Origin of the sequence: Streptomyces sp. NPDC056734, from assembly GCF_042790455.1 — a bacterium.
In the GTDB taxonomy this organism is placed as follows: domain Bacteria; phylum Actinomycetota; class Actinomycetes; order Streptomycetales; family Streptomycetaceae; genus Streptomyces.
Genome location: NZ_JBHTZD010000029.1, coordinates 66,964 through 83,539, shown reverse-complemented (window position 1 = coordinate 83,539; position 16,576 = coordinate 66,964). Strand labels below are relative to the sequence as shown.

Here is a 16,576-nt window from a genome sequence, read left to right as displayed (position 1 = left end):
CGCCCGCGACACGGCGACCGCGCGAAGGGTGGCGGCGTTGCTGGCGGGCCCGGGGGGGCCTGAACGGGCGGACGGTCTCGACGGGCGGGCGGCCTGAACGGCGCGGGCGGTCTCGGCGAGCGGGCGGTCTCGGCGGGCGGCACCCAGCTGACCAGAACCGGCGAGCCCTTCCGCATCACGGGCGGCAACGCCCTGCCCTTCACGGCCGCCCGCGACACGGCGACCGCGCGAAGGGTGGCGGCGTTGCTGGCGGGCCCGGGGGCGGCCTGAGCGGGCGGGCGGTCTCGGCGGGCGGGGTGGCCTGAACGGGGCGGGCGGTCTCGTCGGGATGGCCGGTCTCGGCGAGCGGACGGTCTCGGCGGGCGGCGGGCGCCCCACTCCACCCACTTCACCCCCGGGCCCCCGCCCGGCGATGTCGTCCCCCGACATATCCTGACCGGGAGTGGCCATCGGCTGACGAAGGAGTCCGAAGGTGCCGTCGATGCTCGATGCGGTCGTGGTGGGAGCGGGGCCGAACGGACTGACGGCTGCCGTGGAGCTGGCCCGGCGCGGCTTCTCCGTGGCCGTCTTCGAGGCCCGGGACACGGTGGGCGGCGGTGCCCGCACCGAAGAGCTGACCCTCCCCGGTTTCCGCCACGACCCCTGTTCGGCCGCCCACCCCCTCGGTGTCAACTCACCCGCGTTCCGCGCGATGCCCCTGGAGCGGCACGGCCTGACCTGGCTGCACCCCGAGCTGCCCATGGCCCACCCCTTCCCGGACGGCAGCGCGGCCGTGCTGGCCCGCTCGGTCGCCGAGACCGCCGCCTCCTTCGGCCCCCGTGACGCGGGCGCGTACCGCAGACTGATCGCGCCCTTCCTCCCCAGGTGGGACACCCTGGTCCGCGACTTCATGTCGCTCCCCCTCAGCTCACTGCCCCGCGACCCGGTCACCCTCGCCCGCTTCGGCCTGGCCGGCCTGCCCCCGTCCAGCTGGCTGACCCGCCGCTTCCGGGACGAGCCCGCGAAGACCCTCTTCGCCGGGCTGGTCGCCCATGTCATGGCCCCCCTCGACGGGCTCGCCACCGGAGCCGTCGGCCTGGTCTTCGCCCTCGCCGCGCACGCCCGGGGCTGGCCGCTGGCGCAGGGCGGCTCCCAGGCCATCTCCGACGCCCTCACCTCGTATCTGAAGGAGTGCGGCGGCACGGTCCACACCGGCTTCGAGGTCAAGCGGCTCGACGAGCTGCCGCCCGCCCGCGCCTACGTCTTCGACACCTCACCCACCGCCCTCGCCCGTATCGCCGGCTTCGGCTCCTATTACGACGGGTACCGCTACGGCCCCGGTGTCTTCAAGGTGGACTACGCGCTGGACGGACCGGTGCCGTGGACCGCGCCCGAGGCGCGGATCGCCGGGACCGTGCAGATCGGCGCGGACAGTACGGAGATCAACGCGGCGCTGAGGGCGGTCTCCCGCGAGGGACGGGCGCCCGAGCGGCCCTTCCTGATCACCGTGCAGCCCGGCGTCGTCGACCCCACCCGCGCCCCCGCAGGCAAGCACGTCTTCTGGGCCTACGGCCATGTGCCCAACGGCTACACCGGCGACCTCACCGACACCATCGAACGCCAGCTGGAGCGCTTCGCCCCCGGTTTCCGCGACCGGGTGCTGGCCCGCGCCACGGCCGGCCCGCCCGAGCTGGCCGCGCGCAACGCCAACTACGTCGGCGGCGACATCGCCACCGGCGCGGTCGACGGACTCCAGCTCATGCTCCGCCCGAGACTCACCCTCGACCCGTACCGCACCCCGCACCCGGCCGTCTTCCTCTGCTCGTCGGCCACCCCGCCGGGCCCCGGCGTGCACGGCATGTCGGGCCACAACGCGGCGAAGGCCGTATGGCGCAGACTGAGATCATGACGACCCTCACCCTCGTGCCATGACGACCCTCACCCTCGTACGGGGTGACATCACCCAGCAGTCGGCCGACGCCATCGTCAACGCCGCGAACTCCTCGCTGCTGGGCGGCGGAGGCGTCGACGGAGCCATTCACCGACGCGGCGGCCCGGCGATCCTGGCGGCCTGCCGGGCACTGCGGGCCGGGCACTACGGCAAGGGCCTGCCCACCGGCCGGGCGGTCGCCACCACCGCCGGCCGGCTGGACGCCCGCTGGGTGATCCACACCGTCGGCCCGGTCCACAGCACCACCGAGGACCGCTCCGAGCTGCTCGCGTCCTGCTACCGCGAGTCACTGCGGGTCGCCGACGAACTGGGAGCCCGTACGGTCGCCTTCCCCGCGATCTCCACCGGGATCTACGGCTGGCCGCTGGACGACGGAGCCCGGATCGCCGTGGCGACGGTCCGCGCCACCGTCGCCGCCGGCTCGGCCGTCACCGAGGTCAGATTCGTGGTCCTCGACGACCGGGCGTACGCGGCCTTCGCCGCCCACCTCCCCGAGAAGACGAAATGATGCGAAGAATCCGCACATGATGCGAAAGAATCCATAGAGGAAACGCACCGCACCCTCGGGAAAGGGCCCCGCATGGACGAGCAGGACGACCGCTTCGACGTCGTGGTACTCGGAGCCGGCCCCGGCGGATACGTCGCCGCCGTCCGCGCCGCCCAGCTCGGCAAGCGCGTCGCCGTGGTCGAGGAGAAGTACTGGGGCGGCGTCTGCCTGAACGTCGGCTGCATCCCCACCAAGGCCCTGCTGCGCAACGCCGAGCTGGCGCACATCGTCACCCATGAGCGGAAGACCTTCGGCATCAAGGTCGACGGCCAGATCACCTTCGACTACGGCGAGGCGTACCGGCGCAGCCGCAAGGTCGCGGACGGCCGGGTCAAGGGCGTCCACTACCTGATGAAGAAGAACAAGATCACGGAGTACGACGGCCGGGGCACCTTCCTCGACCCGCACACCCTCCAGGTCACCGACTACGAGGGCACCACCCGCACCCTCGGCTTCGAGTACTGCGTCATCGCCACCGGGGCCAGCCCCAGGCTGCTGCCCGGCACCCGCCGCACCGCGCGCGTGGTGACCTTCGAGGAACAGATCCTCGCCGAGGAACTGCCCGGATCGGTGATCATCGCGGGCGCCGGGGCGATCGGCGTGGAGTTCGCGTACATCCTGCACAACTACGGCGTGCAGGTGACGATCGTCGAGTTCCTGGACCGGGTGGCGCCCCTGGAGGACGCCGAGGTCTCCGCCGAACTCGCCCGCCAGTACCGCAGGCTCGGCATCGACGTCCTCACCTCCACCCGCGTCGACGCCATCGACGAGTCCGGCCCGCAGGTCAGGGTCACGGTCACCGCCAAGGACGGCTCCCAGCAGGTGCTGGAGTCCGACAAGGTGCTCCAGGCGATCGGCTTCCGCCCCCATGTCGAGGGCTACGGCCTGGAGCGGACCGGCGTACGCCTCACCGAGCGCGGCGCGATCGACGTCGACGGCCGCTGCCGCACCTCCGTACCGCACCTCTTCGCCATCGGCGATGTCACGTCCAAGCTGATGCTCGCGCACGCGGCCGAGTCGATGGGCGTGATCGCCGCCGAGACCCTCGCGGACGCCGAGACCATGGAACTCGACTACGCGATGATCCCGCGCGCCACGTACTGCCAGCCCCAGATCGCCAGCTTCGGCCATACCGAGGAGCAGGCCCGTGCACTGGGGTACGACGTCAAGGTGGCCAAGTTCCCGTTCACCGCGAACGGCAAGGCACACGGCCTCGGCGACACCACCGGCTTCGTGAAGCTGATCAGCGACGCCAGGTACGGGGAGCTGATCGGCGGCCACCTCATCGGCCCCGACGTCACCGAACTGCTGCCCGAGCTGACCCTGGCCCAGCAATGGGACCTCACCGTCCACGAGGCCGCCCGCAATGTCCACGCCCACCCGACCCTGGGCGAGGCGGTGAAAGAGGCGCTGCACGGACTGGCCGGCCACATGATCAACATGTGAGACACGCGGGGTACGCGGCGAGGGTCACCCATACGGCCCTCAGCGCTCGCCTTCCCTCTGCCACGGGCGTCTCCTGGCCTCATGAGCCAGAACGCAGCACAACCGGGCGGAGAGCCGCAGGGCGGGACCGGCACGCCGGGAGACACCGGCAGACCGGACAGCGAGATCGGCGACGCGTGGACCGCGCGCCCACAGCACCCCGCGTCCTCCGGCGGCGACGGCTGGGTCACCGGCGGAGTCACCTTCGCCGGTGTCCTGCTGCTGTGCAGCGGCATCCTCGCCGTCCTCCAGGGCATCGCGGCGATCGCCAAGAACGATGTGTACAGCAGCGTCGGCACATACACGTACGAGATCAACCTCACCGGCTGGGGCTGGATCCACCTCGTCCTCGGCGTCCTGGTAGCCATCACCGGCTGGGGCGTCCTGTCGGGCGCGTCCTGGGCCCGGATCACCGGCATCGTGCTGGCCTCGCTCAGCCTGATCACCCAGTTCCTGTTCCTGCCGTACGCGCCCTTCTGGGCCGTGGTCCTGATGGCGATCGACGTCTTCGTGATCTGGGCCCTGGCCTCCCGCCAGGAGTCCGCGAACACCGCCGCCCACCGCCGCACGGCCCACCGGTAACACCCCGAGGCCATCGGGGCACCGGTCCTCTGATACCGCCGCCGCCTGAGCCATGGGCGATTTTCGGCCCTGCTCCGCGTCGCGCGACGCTCCGCCCAGGCACGGTTCCCTGGACGATGCGCCCCGGTGGCACTGCCGTCCGGCTTCGGGGAGATGCGGCGGGCTCTGTTCCACGTCGCGCGGTGGACGGGCGCGCTGGCTGGGCACGGTTCCGTGAGACGCGCCCCGGTGGCCTCGCCGCGCCGCCCGCGAGCCATCCAACCCGGCCCCGCCGATGTCCGGCCCGATGGGCGGTCCAGCCCCGCTACCGTCGGCACCCGGCCGATGCACGACCCGGCCCGGTACCGTCGGCGACCCGGCCCGGCCCGCGACGGATCCAGCCCGGCCCGGCCCAGGGCCCCCCGACCCGCACCCCGGCCTCCTCAGGGCGACCCGGGGCCCCACCCCTCGGCCGCCCCGGCGAATCCGCCCCACCCGATCCGCACCCCACGCCCCCCGGCCCCACCCCCTCCCCCTCCACCCAATCCAACCCCTCGCTGCCCAGCCAACCTAGATGTCGGATTCTCGCCAGCCCCACACCACCGTGTGCCCGATGCTGGACCTATGCAGAACGGGATGCACACCGACATCGAACGCTGTGTCCGCGCCGTCCGGTCCAAGGACGCGCGGTTCGACGGCTGGTTCTTCACGGCGGTACTGACCACCGGGATCTACTGCCGGCCCAGCTGCCCCGTGGTGCCGCCGAAGCCCGGGAACATGGTCTTCCACCCCAGTGCCGCCGCCTGCCAGCAGGCCGGTTTCCGGGCCTGCAAGCGCTGCCGGCCCGACACCAGCCCGGGCTCCCCGGAGTGGAACCAGCGGGCCGACCTCGTGGCCCGCGCCATGCGGCTGATCGCCGACGGAGTGGTGGACCGCGAGGGCGTCCCCGGCCTCGCCGCCCGGCTTGGCTACAGCACCCGCCAGATCGAGCGCCAGCTCCTCGCCGAACTCGGCGCGGGCCCGCTCGCCCTCGCCCGCGCGCAGCGCGCCGAAACCGCGCGGCTGCTCATCGAGACCACCGGCCTGCCCATGGCCGACCTGGCCTTCGCCGCCGGTTTCGCCTCCGTGCGCACCTTCAACGACACCGTCCGCGAGGTCTTCGCCCTCAACCCGAGCGAGCTGCGCGCCCGCCGCCCCAAGGGACAGCCGCAGACCACCGGCGGCGCCCTGACCCTGCGGCTGCCCTTCCGCGCCCCGCTCAACCCCGACAACCTCTTCGGCCACCTCGCCGCCACCGCCGTACCCGGCGTCGAGGAGTGGCGGGACGGCGCCTACCGCCGCACGCTCCGGCTGCCGTACGGCCACGGCCTCGCCGCGCTCGGCCCCCGCCCCGACCACATCGCCTGCCGGCTCACCCTCAGTGACCTGCGAGATCTGCCCGTCGCCATCGCCCGCTGCCGCCGGATGCTGGACCTGGACGCCGACCCGGTCGCCGTCGACGACCAGCTGCGCACCGATCCGCTGCTGGCGCCGCTGGTGGACAAGGCCCCCGGACGGCGGGTGCCGCGCACGGCCGACGAGGCCGAGTTCGCCATCCGCGCGGTCCTGGGCCAGCAGGTCTCCACGGCCGCCGCCCGCACCCACGCGGCCCGCCTGGTCACCGCCCACGGCGACCCGGTGGACGACCCGGAGGGCGGCCTGACCCACCTCTTCCCCACGGTCGAGCGCCTGGCGTCCCTGGACCCCGAGTCCCTCGCCATGCCCCGCACCCGCCGCACGACCCTCACCACCCTCGTCTCCCGGCTCGCCGACGGCACCCTGCACCTGGGCGCCGGAAGCGACTGGCCCGAGACCCGCGAACAACTCCTCGCCCTGCCCGGCTTCGGCCCCTGGACCGCCGACGTCATCGCCATGCGCGCCCTCGGCGACCCCGACGCCTTCCTCCCCACCGACCTCGGCATCCGCCGCGCGGCGGCCGGCCTCGGCCTGCCCTCCACGCCGGCCGCGCTCACCGCCCGCGCGGCGGCCTGGCGCCCCTGGCGGGCGTACGCCGTCCAGTACCTCTGGGCGACCGACAGCCACCCGATCAACTTCCTGCCGGTATAAGGACGTTCCATGCGACAGCACACAGTCATCGACAGCCCGTACGACCCGCTCACCCTGGTCGCCGAGAACGGCGTCCTGTGCGGCCTCTACATGACCGGGCAACGCCACCGCCCCACCGAGGAGACCTTCGGCGCACGGGCGGACGGCGCCCCCGCCTTCGCCGCCGCCGAGGAGCAGCTGGAGGCGTACTTCGCGGGCGACCTGAAGGACTTCAGCCTCGAACTCCGGCTGAACGGCACGCCCTTCCAGCGCACGGTCTGGGACCAGCTGTGCCGCATCCCCTTCGGCGAGACCCGCGCGTACGGCGATCTCGCCGACGCCCTCGGCAACCCCAAGGCGTCCCGCGCGGTGGGCCTCGCCAACGGCAAGAACCCCATCAGCATCATCGTCCCGTGCCACCGGGTCATCGGCTCCGCCGGCAGCCTCACCGGCTACGGCGGCGGCCTGGACCGCAAGCGCCGCCTGCTCGACTTCGAGTGCGGAACGGCCCTCTTCTGACGGGGCTCTCGATCCCCGGCCGTGTCACCGCGCGGCGGCGGCCAGCTCGCCCAGCAGCCGTGGCAGCGCGGTGCCGATCGGCTCCCGTACGACCTCGTCGGCCACATCGTCGTACGGCGTCGGCTCGGCGTTGACGACGACCAGCCGGGCCCCGTGGTCGGCGGCCACACCCGCGAGGCCCGCCGCCGGCTGCACCTGGAGACTGCTGCCGACGGCGAAGAAGACCTGGCACGCCTTGCTGATCGCCACGGCCTCGCCGAGGACGACCGGATCGAGCCGCTCACCGAACATGACCGTCGCGGACTTCAGGATCCCCCCGCACTCCCGACACGGCGGATCCAGCTCCCCGGCCTCCACCCGGGCCAGCGCGTCCCCCATCGGACCGCGCGCCCCGCACTGGGTGCACACCACGCTCCGGGCGCTGCCGTGCAGCTCCAGCACCTTGCGGGCGGGCATCCCGGCCAGCTGGTGCAGCCCGTCGACGTTCTGCGTGATGACCCGCACCGGCACCCCGGACCGCTCCAGCCCGGCCACCGCCCGGTGCGCCGCGTTGGGCTCGGCCCGCAGGGCCCGATTGCTCCGCCGCAACTGCCACGAGCGCCGCCGGATCTCCGGATCACCCATGTAGTACTCGTACGTCACCAGCTTCTCGGCCCCGGGATCCCGCCGCCACAGCCCGTTTGGCCCCCGATAGTCGGGAATCCCGGAGTCCGTGCTGATACCGGCACCGCTGAGCAGAGCGACGAGGGGCCTGGTGGGCTTGGTCATGGCACCGAGGGTAGGGCGGCCCGTCCGGCGCAGGCGAACAGATATCCGGACCGCGCATCCGGCCCGGACAGTCCGGCACCGCACTGTGTCCGCGGCCCGGGTCAGGGGTCACGGTCAACAGGTCACGGCTAACAGGTCACGGGTCACGGCTAACAGGTCACGGTTCACGGGTCAGGGGTCACCCCACCCGCTTCCCGTTCTCCAGCTCCGCCGTCCCCGCGCCCTCCGCCAGGACGTCCAGCGCGGCCAGCACCCGCGGGCCCATGGTGCCCAGCAGATGGGTGCCCAGCTCCTCCCGGGGGACCAGCCGCCAGGACAGCAGCTCCTCCTCCTGGAGACGGATCGCCTTGAGATCCCGCGCGTCGAGGACCCCGCCGTCGTAGAGGTACGCCACCAGCGGCGGCCAGCCCGGCTTGTGCACCCAGTCGACGGCGAGCAACCGGCCCAGCGGACGGTCCAGCCCGATCTCCTCCGCGGTCTCCCGGCGGGCGCCCTGACGCGGGGTCTCCCCGTCGTCCGACTCGATGGTGCCGCCGGGCAGCGTCCAGCCCTCCCGGTAGTTGGGCTCGACGAGCAGCACCCGGCCCTCCGCGTCCCGGAAGAGCGCGGCGGCACCGGCGAGGACACGGGGCAGCCCCGCGATGTACGTGGCGAAATCAGGAGTCGTGGTCACCCTGGCAAGGGTAGCCAGGGCGGCCCGTCACCCACCCGCAAGCCGGGCGACGCCATGCCCCCGCCCCCACCCGCCCGGACCCGCCGCCCGCCCGGCCGGGGATCATGGGGCATGACGCCGAGGGCGGCCTCCGGTTAAGGTCGCAGCGGCGCGACTGCCTTGACGTGCTCAAGGCCCGAACAGCTAGGGGATGGCAACGTGGCGGACGCTGCTGGAGGGCGCGGGACCCAGAGGGTGCTCGTGGCCGCCGACAAGTTCAAGGGCTCGCTGACGGCGGTCGAGGTCGCCGAGCGGGTCACCGCCGGACTGCGCCGGGTTGTCCCGGACCTCGTCGTCGAGGCGCTCCCGGTCGCCGACGGCGGCGACGGGACGGTCGCGGCGGCCGTCGCCGCCGGGTTCGAACGCCGGGAGGTACGGGTCGCAGGTCCGCTCGGCGAGCCGGTGACCGCCGCGTACGCGCTGCGCGAGGGCACGGCGGTGGTCGAGATGGCCGAGGCCAGCGGGCTGCAACGGCTGCCCGAAGGCGTCTTCGCCCCGCTGGCCGCCTCCACCTACGGCTCGGGCGAGCTGCTGCGGGCCGCGCTGGACGCGGGCGCGCGGACCATCGTCTTCGGCGTCGGCGGCAGCGCCACCACCGACGGCGGCGCGGGCATGCTCACGGCACTCGGCGCCCGCTTCCTGGACGCCGACGGAGATCCGGTGGCCCCGGGCGGCGGCGGCCTCGCCCACCTGGCCGTCGCCGAGCTGTCCGCCCTGGACCCCCGCCTGACCGGCGTCGATCTCATCCTGGCCAGCGACGTGGACAACCCGCTGACCGGACCGACGGGCGCCCCCGCGGTCTATGGGCCGCAGAAGGGCGCCTCACCCCAGGACGTGGCCACCCTGGACGCGGCGCTCGCCCACTACGCGAAGGTGCTGGAGGAGACCGTCGGCCCCCGGGCCGCCGAGTCCGCCGCCGCGCCGGGCGCCGGAGCCGCGGGCGGCATCGGGTACGGCGCCCTGATCGTCGGCGCCCGCTTCCGCCCCGGCATCGAGGTCATGCTGGACGTCCTCGGCTTCGCCCCCGCCGTCGCCCGCGCCGACCTCGTCATCACCGGCGAGGGCTCCCTCGACGAACAGACCCTCCACGGCAAGGCCCCCGCGGGCGTCGCCGCCGCGGCCCGCGCCGCCGGAAAGGACGTCGTGGCCGTCTGCGGCCGTCTGGCCCTGCCCCCCGAGGCCCTGGGCCGCGCCGGCATCCGCCGCGCCTACCCCCTCACCGACCAGGAACCCGACATCACCCGGTGCATCACCGAGGCGGGCCCGCTCCTGGAACGGGTGGCCGAGCGCATCGCCCAGGACTACCTGACCTGAGACCGAGCCCCCTCCTGCCCGGCGGGTCCCGCCCTCACCCCGTACGGCGGACACCCCGCACCCGCAACGGCGAAGGGCCCCGGACCGTCATCGGTCCGGGGCCCTTCCCGTCGTACGAGACCCGCCTCGCGTCCGTTCCGCTACGGCAGCTGTGCCGCCCGGGACTCGCGGCGGTTGTCGCGGAAGTTGTTCACCCGGCGGGCCGTGGCGAACAGCGGGATGACCGCGCCCATGACCAGCTGGAGCGCACAGCCGGTCTGGAGCAGGAGCTGGCCGCTCGGGGCGTCGAAGGCCCAGGCGGCGAGCAGGCCCATGCTCAGTACGATCCAGGCGAGCATGGCGACCGCGAGCCGGCCCCGGGGCTTGGGGTACTCGACGCGGCTCACCATCAGCCAGGCCGTGCCCAGGATCGCCAGGAGCGTGGCCACGAAGGGCAGCTCAAGGAGCACGATGGAGACCACCGTGAGCGCGCCGAAGGGGCTCGGCATGCCCTGGAACATGCCGTTCGGCGGGGTCACACAGGAGAAACGGGCGAGCCGCAGCACCACGGCCAGCAGCACGACGATCGCACCGACCGCGGCTACCCGCTGGTGCGCGTCGTCGGCCACCATGCCGTAGACCAGCACGAAGTACGCCGGGGCGAGTCCGAAGCTGATCAGGTCGGAGAGGTTGTCCAGCTCGGCGCCCATGGGGGAGGAGCGCAGCTTGCGTGCGACGAGGCCGTCGAACAGGTCGAAGACCGCCGCGCAGAGCATGAGAATGACCGCCGTGGCCGCGCTGTGGCGGGCCATGCCGGTCTCCTGGCTGCCGGTGAGGTGCGGGATCAGGATGCCGGTGGTGGTGAAGTACACCGCCATGAAGCCGCACGTGGCATTGCCGAGGGTGAGGGTGTCCGCTATCGAGAGGCGGAGCGAGAGTGGCATCTCCTCCTCTTCGTCGGGTTCCTCGGCCTCGGGTACCCAGCCCGCCTGTGTCTCCGGGTCAATCACGGTCAATGCGAGTCACCCCAGCCACGGTCTTCTGACCGACCTCGACCGCGACCTCCACGCCCTCCGGCAGATAGAGGTCCACGCGCGAGCCGAAACGGATCAGCCCGATCCGGTCACCCTGCTCGACCTTGGTTCCCTCAGGCACATAAGGAACGATACGCCGGGCCACGGCACCGGCGATCTGGATCATCTCGATGTCGCCCAGCTCGGTGTCGAAGTGCCACACCACCCGCTCGTTGTTCTCGCTCTCCTTGTTGAAGGCGGGAACGAAACCACCGGGGATATGCTCGACCGAGGTGACCGAGCCGGCCAGCGGGGCGCGGTTCACATGGACGTTCAGCGGGCTCATGAAGATCGCGACGCGGGTCCGGCCGTCCTTCCACGGCATGATGCTCTGCACCACTCCGTCGGCGGGGGAGATGACCCGGCCCGTGGCGATCTCACGCTCGGGGTCGCGGAAGAACCACAGCATCCCGGCCGCGAGCGCGGTGGCGGGGACGGCGACGGCCTTGGCGGCACCCGAGCGGGGGGCGCGCAGCAGGCTGACGGCTGCGGTGGCGACGGTCGGGAGAAGCCACGGCGATGCTCCGCGTGCGAGGCGTACGCCGGCCAGGCTGTCTCGGTGTGCAGAGGTTTGGCTGTGGGGCATGGATGACCTTCGTAGCGGATGATGCCGCACTGGACGGGGGACGGCGGCTTTCGGCGATCGTAGCGGTTCATGGCCACAACTGGGTAAGCCAGGCAGCCGAGTCGAGAGCGGCACACCGCCTACGGGGTGTGATCTTCTTCTCGAACAAAGCACCCCGTCTCCGGCATTCAGCCCTGGAATCGATACTCTTCGAGCAACCTGCGCCCGATGATCATTTTCTGGATCTCGGCGGTGCCCTCCCCGATGAGCAGCATCGGTGCCTCGCGGTAGAGGCGCTCGATCTCGTACTCCTTGGAGAAGCCGTACCCGCCGTGGATCCGGAAGGCGTCCTCGACGACCTCTTTGCAGTACTCGGAGGCGAGGTACTTCGCCATCCCCGCCTCAAGGTCGTTTCGTTCGCCGGAATCCTTTTTGCGTGCCGCGTTCACCATCATCGCATGGGCCGCCTCCACCTTGGTGGCCATCTCGGCCAGCTTGAACTGGATGGCCTGATGCTGGGCGATCGGCTTGCCGAAGGCGTGGCGCTGCTGGGCGTACCCGACCCCCAGCTCGAACGCACGCTGAGCGACCCCGCAGCCACGGGCCGCCACATTGACCCGGCCCACCTCGACACCGTCCATCATTTGGTAAAAACCCCGGCCGGTGGCCCCGCCCAGCACACGATCGGCCGGAATGCGCAGCCCGTCCATGATCAGCTCGGTGGTGTCGACGCCCTTGTAGCCCATCTTCTCGATCTTGCCGGGGATGGTCAGCCCGGGTCGGACCTCGCCGAAGCCGGGCTCCTTCTCCACCAGGAAGGCCGTCATCGACTTGTGCGGGGCCGTGCCTTCCGGGTGACCCTCCTCGCTCCTGACCAGGACCGCCACCAGCGACGACGTACCGCCGTTCGTGAGCCACATCTTCTGGCCGGTCAGGACGTACGTGTCCCCGTCCCGGACCGCCTTCGAGGTGATCGCCGACACGTCGGAGCCCAGCCCCGGCTCCGACATCGAGAACGCGCCCCGGATGTCACCGGCCGCCATCCGGGGCAGGAAGTGCTCCTTCTGCTCCTGCGTGCCGTGCTGCTTCAGCAGGTACGCGACGATGAAGTGGGTGTTGATGATGCCGGACACGGACATCCAGCCCCGGGCGATCTCCTCCACGCACAGCGCGTACGTCAGCAGGGACTCGCCCAGACCGCCGTACTCCTCGGGGATCATCAGGCCGAACAGGCCCAGCTCCTTGAGGCCGTCGACGATGGCCTGCGGATACTCGTCGCGGTGCTCCAGTTCGGTGGCGACCGGGAGGATCTCCTTGTCGACGAAGTCACGGACGGTGGCCAGGATCTCCCGCTGGACGTCCGTCAGACCGGCGGTCTGGGCGAGGCGGCTCATCTAGTTCTCCCGCGGCTCCGGGCGGCCGGGCTGCTCCCCGCCGCGCTCGTTGATGTACGTCTCGGTGGGGACCATCACCTTGCGGCGGAAGATGCAGACGACCGTGCCGTCCTGCTTGTAGCCCTTGGTCTCCACGTGCACGATCCCGCGGTCGTCCTTCGACTTCGACGGCCATTTGCCGAGGACCGTCGTCTCGCCGTAGAGGGTGTCGCCGTGGAAGGTCGGCGCCACATGCCTCAGCGACTCGACCTCCAGGTTGGCGATCGCCTTGCCGGAGACATCGGGCACGCTCATGCCCAGCAGCAGGGAGTAGATGTAGTTCCCCACCACCACGTTCCTGCCGAAGTCCGTCGTCCTCTCGGCGTAGTTGCTGTCCAGGTGCAGCGGGTGGTGGTTCATGGTGAGCAGACAGAAGAGGTGGTCGTCGTACTCGGTGACCGTCTTGCCGGGCCAGTGCTTGTAGACCGCGCCGACCTCGAACTCCTCGTAGATGCGCCCGAACTGCATGGCCTCACGCCTCCGGGATCTCGAACGCCGACGTCCGGGACATCCCCGCCGCCCGGCCCTTGCCCGCGATGACCAGCGCCATCTTGCGGCTCGCCTCGTCGATCATCTCGTCCCCGAGCATCGCGGAACCCTTCCTGCCGCCCGCCTCGGACGTGTAGTGGTCGTACGCGTCCAGGATCAGCTCGGCGTGGTCGAAGTCCTCCTGCGACGGCGAGAAGATCTCGTTGGACGCCTCGACCTGGCCCGGGTGCAGCACCCACTTGCCGTCGAAGCCCAGCGCCGCCGCCCGCCGCGCCACCTCGCGGTAGCCGTCGACATTGCGGATCTGGAGGTAGGGGCCGTCGATCGCCTGGAGATCGTTGGCGCGGGCGGCCATCAGGATCTTCATCAGGATGTAGTGGTAGGCGTCCGCCGGGTAGCCGGGCGGCTGCTCGCCCACCACCAGCGACTTCATGTTGATCGACGCCATGAAGTCGGCCGGGCCGAAGACGATCGTCTCCAGCCGCGGGCTGGCCTGCGCGATCTCATTGACGTTGTTCAGGCCCCGCGCGTTCTCGATCTGCGCCTCGATGCCGATCCGGCCCACCTCGAAGCCCATCGTCTTCTCGATCTGCGTCAGCAGCAGGTCCAGGGCGACGATCTGCTGCGCGTCCTGCACCTTCGGCAGCATGACGCACTCCAGATTCGGGCCCGCGCCCTCGACCACGGTCACGACATCGCGGTACGTCCACTCCGTCGTCCAGTCGTTGACCCGGACCACCCGCGTCTTGCCCGTCCAGTCGCCCTCGTTGAGGAACTTGACGATGGTGTGCCGCGCGTCCGGCTTGGCCAGCGGCGCGCAGGCGTCCTCCAGGTCCAGGAACACCTGGTCGGCGGGCAGGCCCTGGGCCTTCTCCAGGAAACGCGGGTTGCTTCCCGGTACCGCGAGGCAGGAGCGCCGCGGACGCAGACGGTTGACCTGTGGGGCGGGCGTGGTCATGCGGGGACCTCCAAGGGGTCGGTCATGCGGTCGGTCATGCGGTCGGTCACTGGGCCGGTCATGGAGTCGGTCATGGAGTCGGGTCACGGGTCGAGCAGAGGGTCGAGCTGGTTCGCCGTACGGATCTCATCGACGATACGGCCGATGATCCCCGTGATGTCGAAGTCCCTCGGGGTGAAGACCGCGGCCACCCCGGCGGCCCTGAGCCGCTCGGCGTCCGCGTTCGGGATGATCCCGCCGGCGATCACCGGGATGTCCCCGGCGCCCGCCGCGCGCAGCCGCTCCAGCACGTCCGGCACCAGTTGCGCGTGCGAGCCGGACAGGATGGACAGGCCCACCGCGTGCACGTCCTCGGCGAGCGCGGCGTCCACGATCTGCTCCGGGGTGAGCCGGATGCCCTGGTACACCACCTCGAAACCGGCGTCCCGCGCGCGCACCGCGATCTGCTCGGCCCCGTTGGAGTGCCCGTCCAGGCCCGGCTTGCCGACCAGGAAACGCAGCTTGCCCGCGTCCAGCTCCTTGGCCGTCAGCTCCGCCTTGCGGCGCACCCCGGCCAGCGCGCTGCCCTCCTCGACGGGGACGGCCAGCGGAGCCGACGACACGCCCGTCGGGGCACGGAACTCGCCGAACACCTCGCGCAGCGCGCCCGCCCACTCGCCGGTCGTCACCCCCGCGCGGACGCATTCCAGTGTCGCCTCCATGAGATTCCCGGTGTCCGCCGCGGCCTCCTTGAGGCGCTCCAGGGTCTGGGCGACGGTCGGGTAGTGGAACGGGTCGCCCATGCCCTGCCGGTCCGAGGACTCCTGACGGGTGGTGCGCCACTCCCCGATGGCCCGCACCGCCCGCGCCTCCACCGCCGGGTCCACCGTCATGATCGCGGTGTCCAGATCGGCCGTGAGCGGGTTCGGCTCGGTCGTCTCGTAGATGTTGACCCCGACGATCTTCTCCTGGCCGGACTCGATCCGCCCCCGGCGCTCGGCGTGCGAGGAGACCAGTTGCGCCTTGAGATAGCCGGACTCGACGGCGGCCATCGCGCCGCCCATCTCCTGGATCCGGTCGATCTCCGCGAGCGACTCCTCGACCAGCGCGCCGACCTTCGCCTCGATGACGTGTGACCCCGCGAAGATGTCGTCGTACTCCAGCAGATCGCTCTCGTGCGCCAGCACCTGCTGGATGCGCAGGCTCCACTGCTGGTCCCAGGGCCGGGGCAGCCCCAGCGCCTCGTTCCAGGCCGGAAGCTGTACGGCACGCGCGCGGGCGTCCTTGGAGAGGGTGACCGCCAGCATCTCCAGCACGATCCGCTGGACGTTGTTCTCCGGCTGCGCCTCCGTCAGGCCCAGCGAGTTGACCTGGACGCCGTAGCGGAACCGGCGCTGCCGGGGGTTCTCGATGCCGTACCGCTCCCGTGTGACCTGGTCCCAGATGCGGGAGAAGGCGCGCATCTTGCACATCTCCTCGATGAATCTGACGCCCGCGTTCACGAAGAACGAGATCCGGGCGACGACCTCGCCCCTGCGGTCCTCGGGGAGCTGCCCGGAGGCGAACACCGCGTCCAGCACGGCGATCGCGGTGGACATCGCGTACGCGATCTCCTGGACCGGGGTGGCTCCCGCCTCCTGGAGGTGGTAGCTACAGATGTTGATGGGGTTCCACCGGGGGAGGTGGTGGACCGTGTAGCAGATCATGTCGGTCGTCAGCCGGAGCGAGGGGCCCGGCGGGAACACATGGGTGCCCCGGGACAGGTACTCCTTGACGATGTCGTTCTGGGTGGTGCCCTGGAGGGTGGCGATGTCCACGCCCTGCTCCTCCGCGACGACCTGGTAGAGCGCCAGCAGCCACATCGCGGTGGCGTTGATGGTCATCGAGGTGTTCATCCGCTCCAGCGGGATGTCCTGGAACAGCCGGCGCATGTCACCGAGGTGCGCGACCGGCACCCCGACCCGGCCGACCTCGCCGCGGGCGAGGATGTGGTCGCAGTCGTAGCCGGTCTGCGTCGGCAGGTCGAACGCCACCGAGAGACCGGTCTGGCCCTTGGCGAGATTGTTCCGGTACAGCTCGTTGGACGCCTCGGCGGTGGAGTGACCGGCGTAGGTGCGCATGAGCCAGGGCCGGTCCTTGTCCCTGCGCTCACCGGAGGACTGACGCTCGGTCATCGCTC

15 protein-coding genes are annotated in these 16,576 nt (G+C 71.5%); 7 read left to right on the top strand and 8 right to left on the bottom strand.

The window, feature by feature from the left end:
- The first annotated feature begins 481 nt into the window (after window positions 1-481).
- The 6 genes from ACFRFC_RS33155 (at window position 482) to ACFRFC_RS33130 (ending at window position 7,127) form a co-directional block, all read left to right on the top strand.
- Window positions 482-1,888, top strand: coding sequence for a phytoene desaturase family protein (locus ACFRFC_RS33155; RefSeq protein ID WP_382692187.1), 1,407 nt, complete (start codon window positions 482-484; stop codon window positions 1,886-1,888).
- Between the two features lie 19 nt (window positions 1,889-1,907).
- On the top strand, window positions 1,908-2,438 hold the full coding sequence (locus ACFRFC_RS33150) for an O-acetyl-ADP-ribose deacetylase (RefSeq protein WP_382692186.1): 531 nt from the start codon (window positions 1,908-1,910) through the stop codon (window positions 2,436-2,438).
- A 72-nt stretch (window positions 2,439-2,510) separates the two neighbouring features.
- Complete coding sequence (gene lpdA, locus ACFRFC_RS33145) at window positions 2,511-3,923, top strand: dihydrolipoyl dehydrogenase (RefSeq protein ID WP_382692185.1); 1,413 nt, start codon at window positions 2,511-2,513, stop codon at window positions 3,921-3,923.
- A gap of 81 nt (window positions 3,924-4,004) precedes the next feature.
- Window positions 4,005-4,544, top strand: a complete 540-nt coding sequence (locus ACFRFC_RS33140) for a hypothetical protein (protein WP_382692184.1) — start codon at window positions 4,005-4,007, stop codon at window positions 4,542-4,544.
- A gap of 603 nt (window positions 4,545-5,147) precedes the next feature.
- Window positions 5,148-6,629 (top strand): AlkA N-terminal domain-containing protein, encoded by a 1,482-nt coding sequence (locus ACFRFC_RS33135; protein WP_382692183.1) that lies wholly within the window; start codon window positions 5,148-5,150, stop codon window positions 6,627-6,629.
- Window positions 6,630-6,638: 9 nt separating this feature from the next.
- On the top strand, window positions 6,639-7,127 hold the full coding sequence (locus ACFRFC_RS33130) for a methylated-DNA--[protein]-cysteine S-methyltransferase (RefSeq protein ID WP_382692182.1): 489 nt from the start codon (window positions 6,639-6,641) through the stop codon (window positions 7,125-7,127).
- A gap of 24 nt (window positions 7,128-7,151) precedes the next feature.
- Here ACFRFC_RS33130 and ACFRFC_RS33125 read toward each other — a convergent pair whose 3' ends face one another.
- Window positions 7,152-7,895, bottom strand: coding sequence for an NAD-dependent deacetylase (locus tag ACFRFC_RS33125; RefSeq protein ID WP_382692181.1), 744 nt, complete (start codon window positions 7,893-7,895; stop codon window positions 7,152-7,154).
- A 178-nt stretch (window positions 7,896-8,073) separates the two neighbouring features.
- Window positions 8,074-8,568: an NUDIX domain-containing protein gene (locus ACFRFC_RS33120; RefSeq protein ID WP_382692180.1), complete on the bottom strand. Its 495-nt coding sequence runs from the start codon at window positions 8,566-8,568 to the stop codon at window positions 8,074-8,076.
- 234 nt (window positions 8,569-8,802) lie between these two features.
- On the opposite strand from ACFRFC_RS33120, the gene ACFRFC_RS33115 reads away from it, so the two are divergent.
- Window positions 8,803-9,921, top strand: coding sequence for a glycerate kinase (locus ACFRFC_RS33115; protein WP_382692179.1), 1,119 nt, complete (start codon window positions 8,803-8,805; stop codon window positions 9,919-9,921).
- A 140-nt stretch (window positions 9,922-10,061) separates the two neighbouring features.
- On the opposite strand, the gene pssA is transcribed toward ACFRFC_RS33115, so the two are convergent.
- From pssA to ACFRFC_RS33085, 6 genes are all read right to left on the bottom strand, one after another.
- On the bottom strand, window positions 10,062-10,916 hold the full coding sequence (pssA, locus tag ACFRFC_RS33110; protein ID WP_382692178.1) for a CDP-diacylglycerol--serine O-phosphatidyltransferase: 855 nt from the start codon (window positions 10,914-10,916) through the stop codon (window positions 10,062-10,064).
- The gene (locus ACFRFC_RS33105; protein WP_382692177.1) at window positions 10,903-11,559 is read right to left on the bottom strand and encodes a phosphatidylserine decarboxylase; all 657 of its coding nucleotides are present in this window, start codon (window positions 11,557-11,559) and stop codon (window positions 10,903-10,905) included. Before ACFRFC_RS33105 ends, pssA begins: the two co-directional genes overlap by 14 nt.
- A gap of 167 nt (window positions 11,560-11,726) precedes the next feature.
- On the bottom strand, window positions 11,727-12,932 hold the full coding sequence (locus ACFRFC_RS33100) for an acyl-CoA dehydrogenase family protein (protein WP_382692176.1): 1,206 nt from the start codon (window positions 12,930-12,932) through the stop codon (window positions 11,727-11,729).
- Entirely contained in the window at window positions 12,933-13,439 is a 507-nt protein-coding gene (locus tag ACFRFC_RS33095; RefSeq protein WP_382692175.1) for a MaoC family dehydratase, read from the bottom strand.
- Between the two features lie 4 nt (window positions 13,440-13,443).
- Window positions 13,444-14,418, bottom strand: a complete 975-nt coding sequence (locus ACFRFC_RS33090; protein ID WP_382692174.1) for an HpcH/HpaI aldolase/citrate lyase family protein — start codon at window positions 14,416-14,418, stop codon at window positions 13,444-13,446.
- Between the two features lie 83 nt (window positions 14,419-14,501).
- Window positions 14,502-16,571: a protein meaA gene (locus ACFRFC_RS33085; RefSeq protein WP_382692173.1), complete on the bottom strand. Its 2,070-nt coding sequence runs from the start codon at window positions 16,569-16,571 to the stop codon at window positions 14,502-14,504.
- Window positions 16,572-16,576 lie beyond the last annotated feature (5 nt).

What these genes read in the sequence shown, in the direction of transcription:
- ACFRFC_RS33150 (WP_382692186.1), top strand. Translation starts at nt 1,908, where the DNA reads ATGACGACCCTCACCCTCGTACGGGGTGACATCACCCAGCAGTCGGCC.
- ACFRFC_RS33130 (WP_382692182.1), top strand. Translation starts at nt 6,639, where the DNA reads ATGCGACAGCACACAGTCATCGACAGCCCGTACGACCCGCTCACCCTG.
- ACFRFC_RS33135 (WP_382692183.1), top strand. Translation starts at nt 5,148, where the DNA reads ATGCAGAACGGGATGCACACCGACATCGAACGCTGTGTCCGCGCCGTC.
- ACFRFC_RS33105 (WP_382692177.1), bottom strand. Translation starts at nt 11,559, where the DNA reads ATGCCCCACAGCCAAACCTCTGCACACCGAGACAGCCTGGCCGGCGTA.
- ACFRFC_RS33085 (WP_382692173.1), bottom strand. Translation starts at nt 16,571, where the DNA reads ATGACCGAGCGTCAGTCCTCCGGTGAGCGCAGGGACAAGGACCGGCCC.
- ACFRFC_RS33140 (WP_382692184.1), top strand. Translation starts at nt 4,005, where the DNA reads ATGAGCCAGAACGCAGCACAACCGGGCGGAGAGCCGCAGGGCGGGACC.
- ACFRFC_RS33100 (WP_382692176.1), bottom strand. Translation starts at nt 12,932, where the DNA reads ATGAGCCGCCTCGCCCAGACCGCCGGTCTGACGGACGTCCAGCGGGAG.
- ACFRFC_RS33155 (WP_382692187.1), top strand. Translation starts at nt 482, where the DNA reads ATGCTCGATGCGGTCGTGGTGGGAGCGGGGCCGAACGGACTGACGGCT.
- ACFRFC_RS33095 (WP_382692175.1), bottom strand. Translation starts at nt 13,439, where the DNA reads ATGCAGTTCGGGCGCATCTACGAGGAGTTCGAGGTCGGCGCGGTCTAC.
- lpdA (WP_382692185.1), top strand. Translation starts at nt 2,511, where the DNA reads ATGGACGAGCAGGACGACCGCTTCGACGTCGTGGTACTCGGAGCCGGC.
- ACFRFC_RS33125 (WP_382692181.1), bottom strand. Translation starts at nt 7,895, where the DNA reads ATGACCAAGCCCACCAGGCCCCTCGTCGCTCTGCTCAGCGGTGCCGGT.
- ACFRFC_RS33090 (WP_382692174.1), bottom strand. Translation starts at nt 14,418, where the DNA reads ATGACCACGCCCGCCCCACAGGTCAACCGTCTGCGTCCGCGGCGCTCC.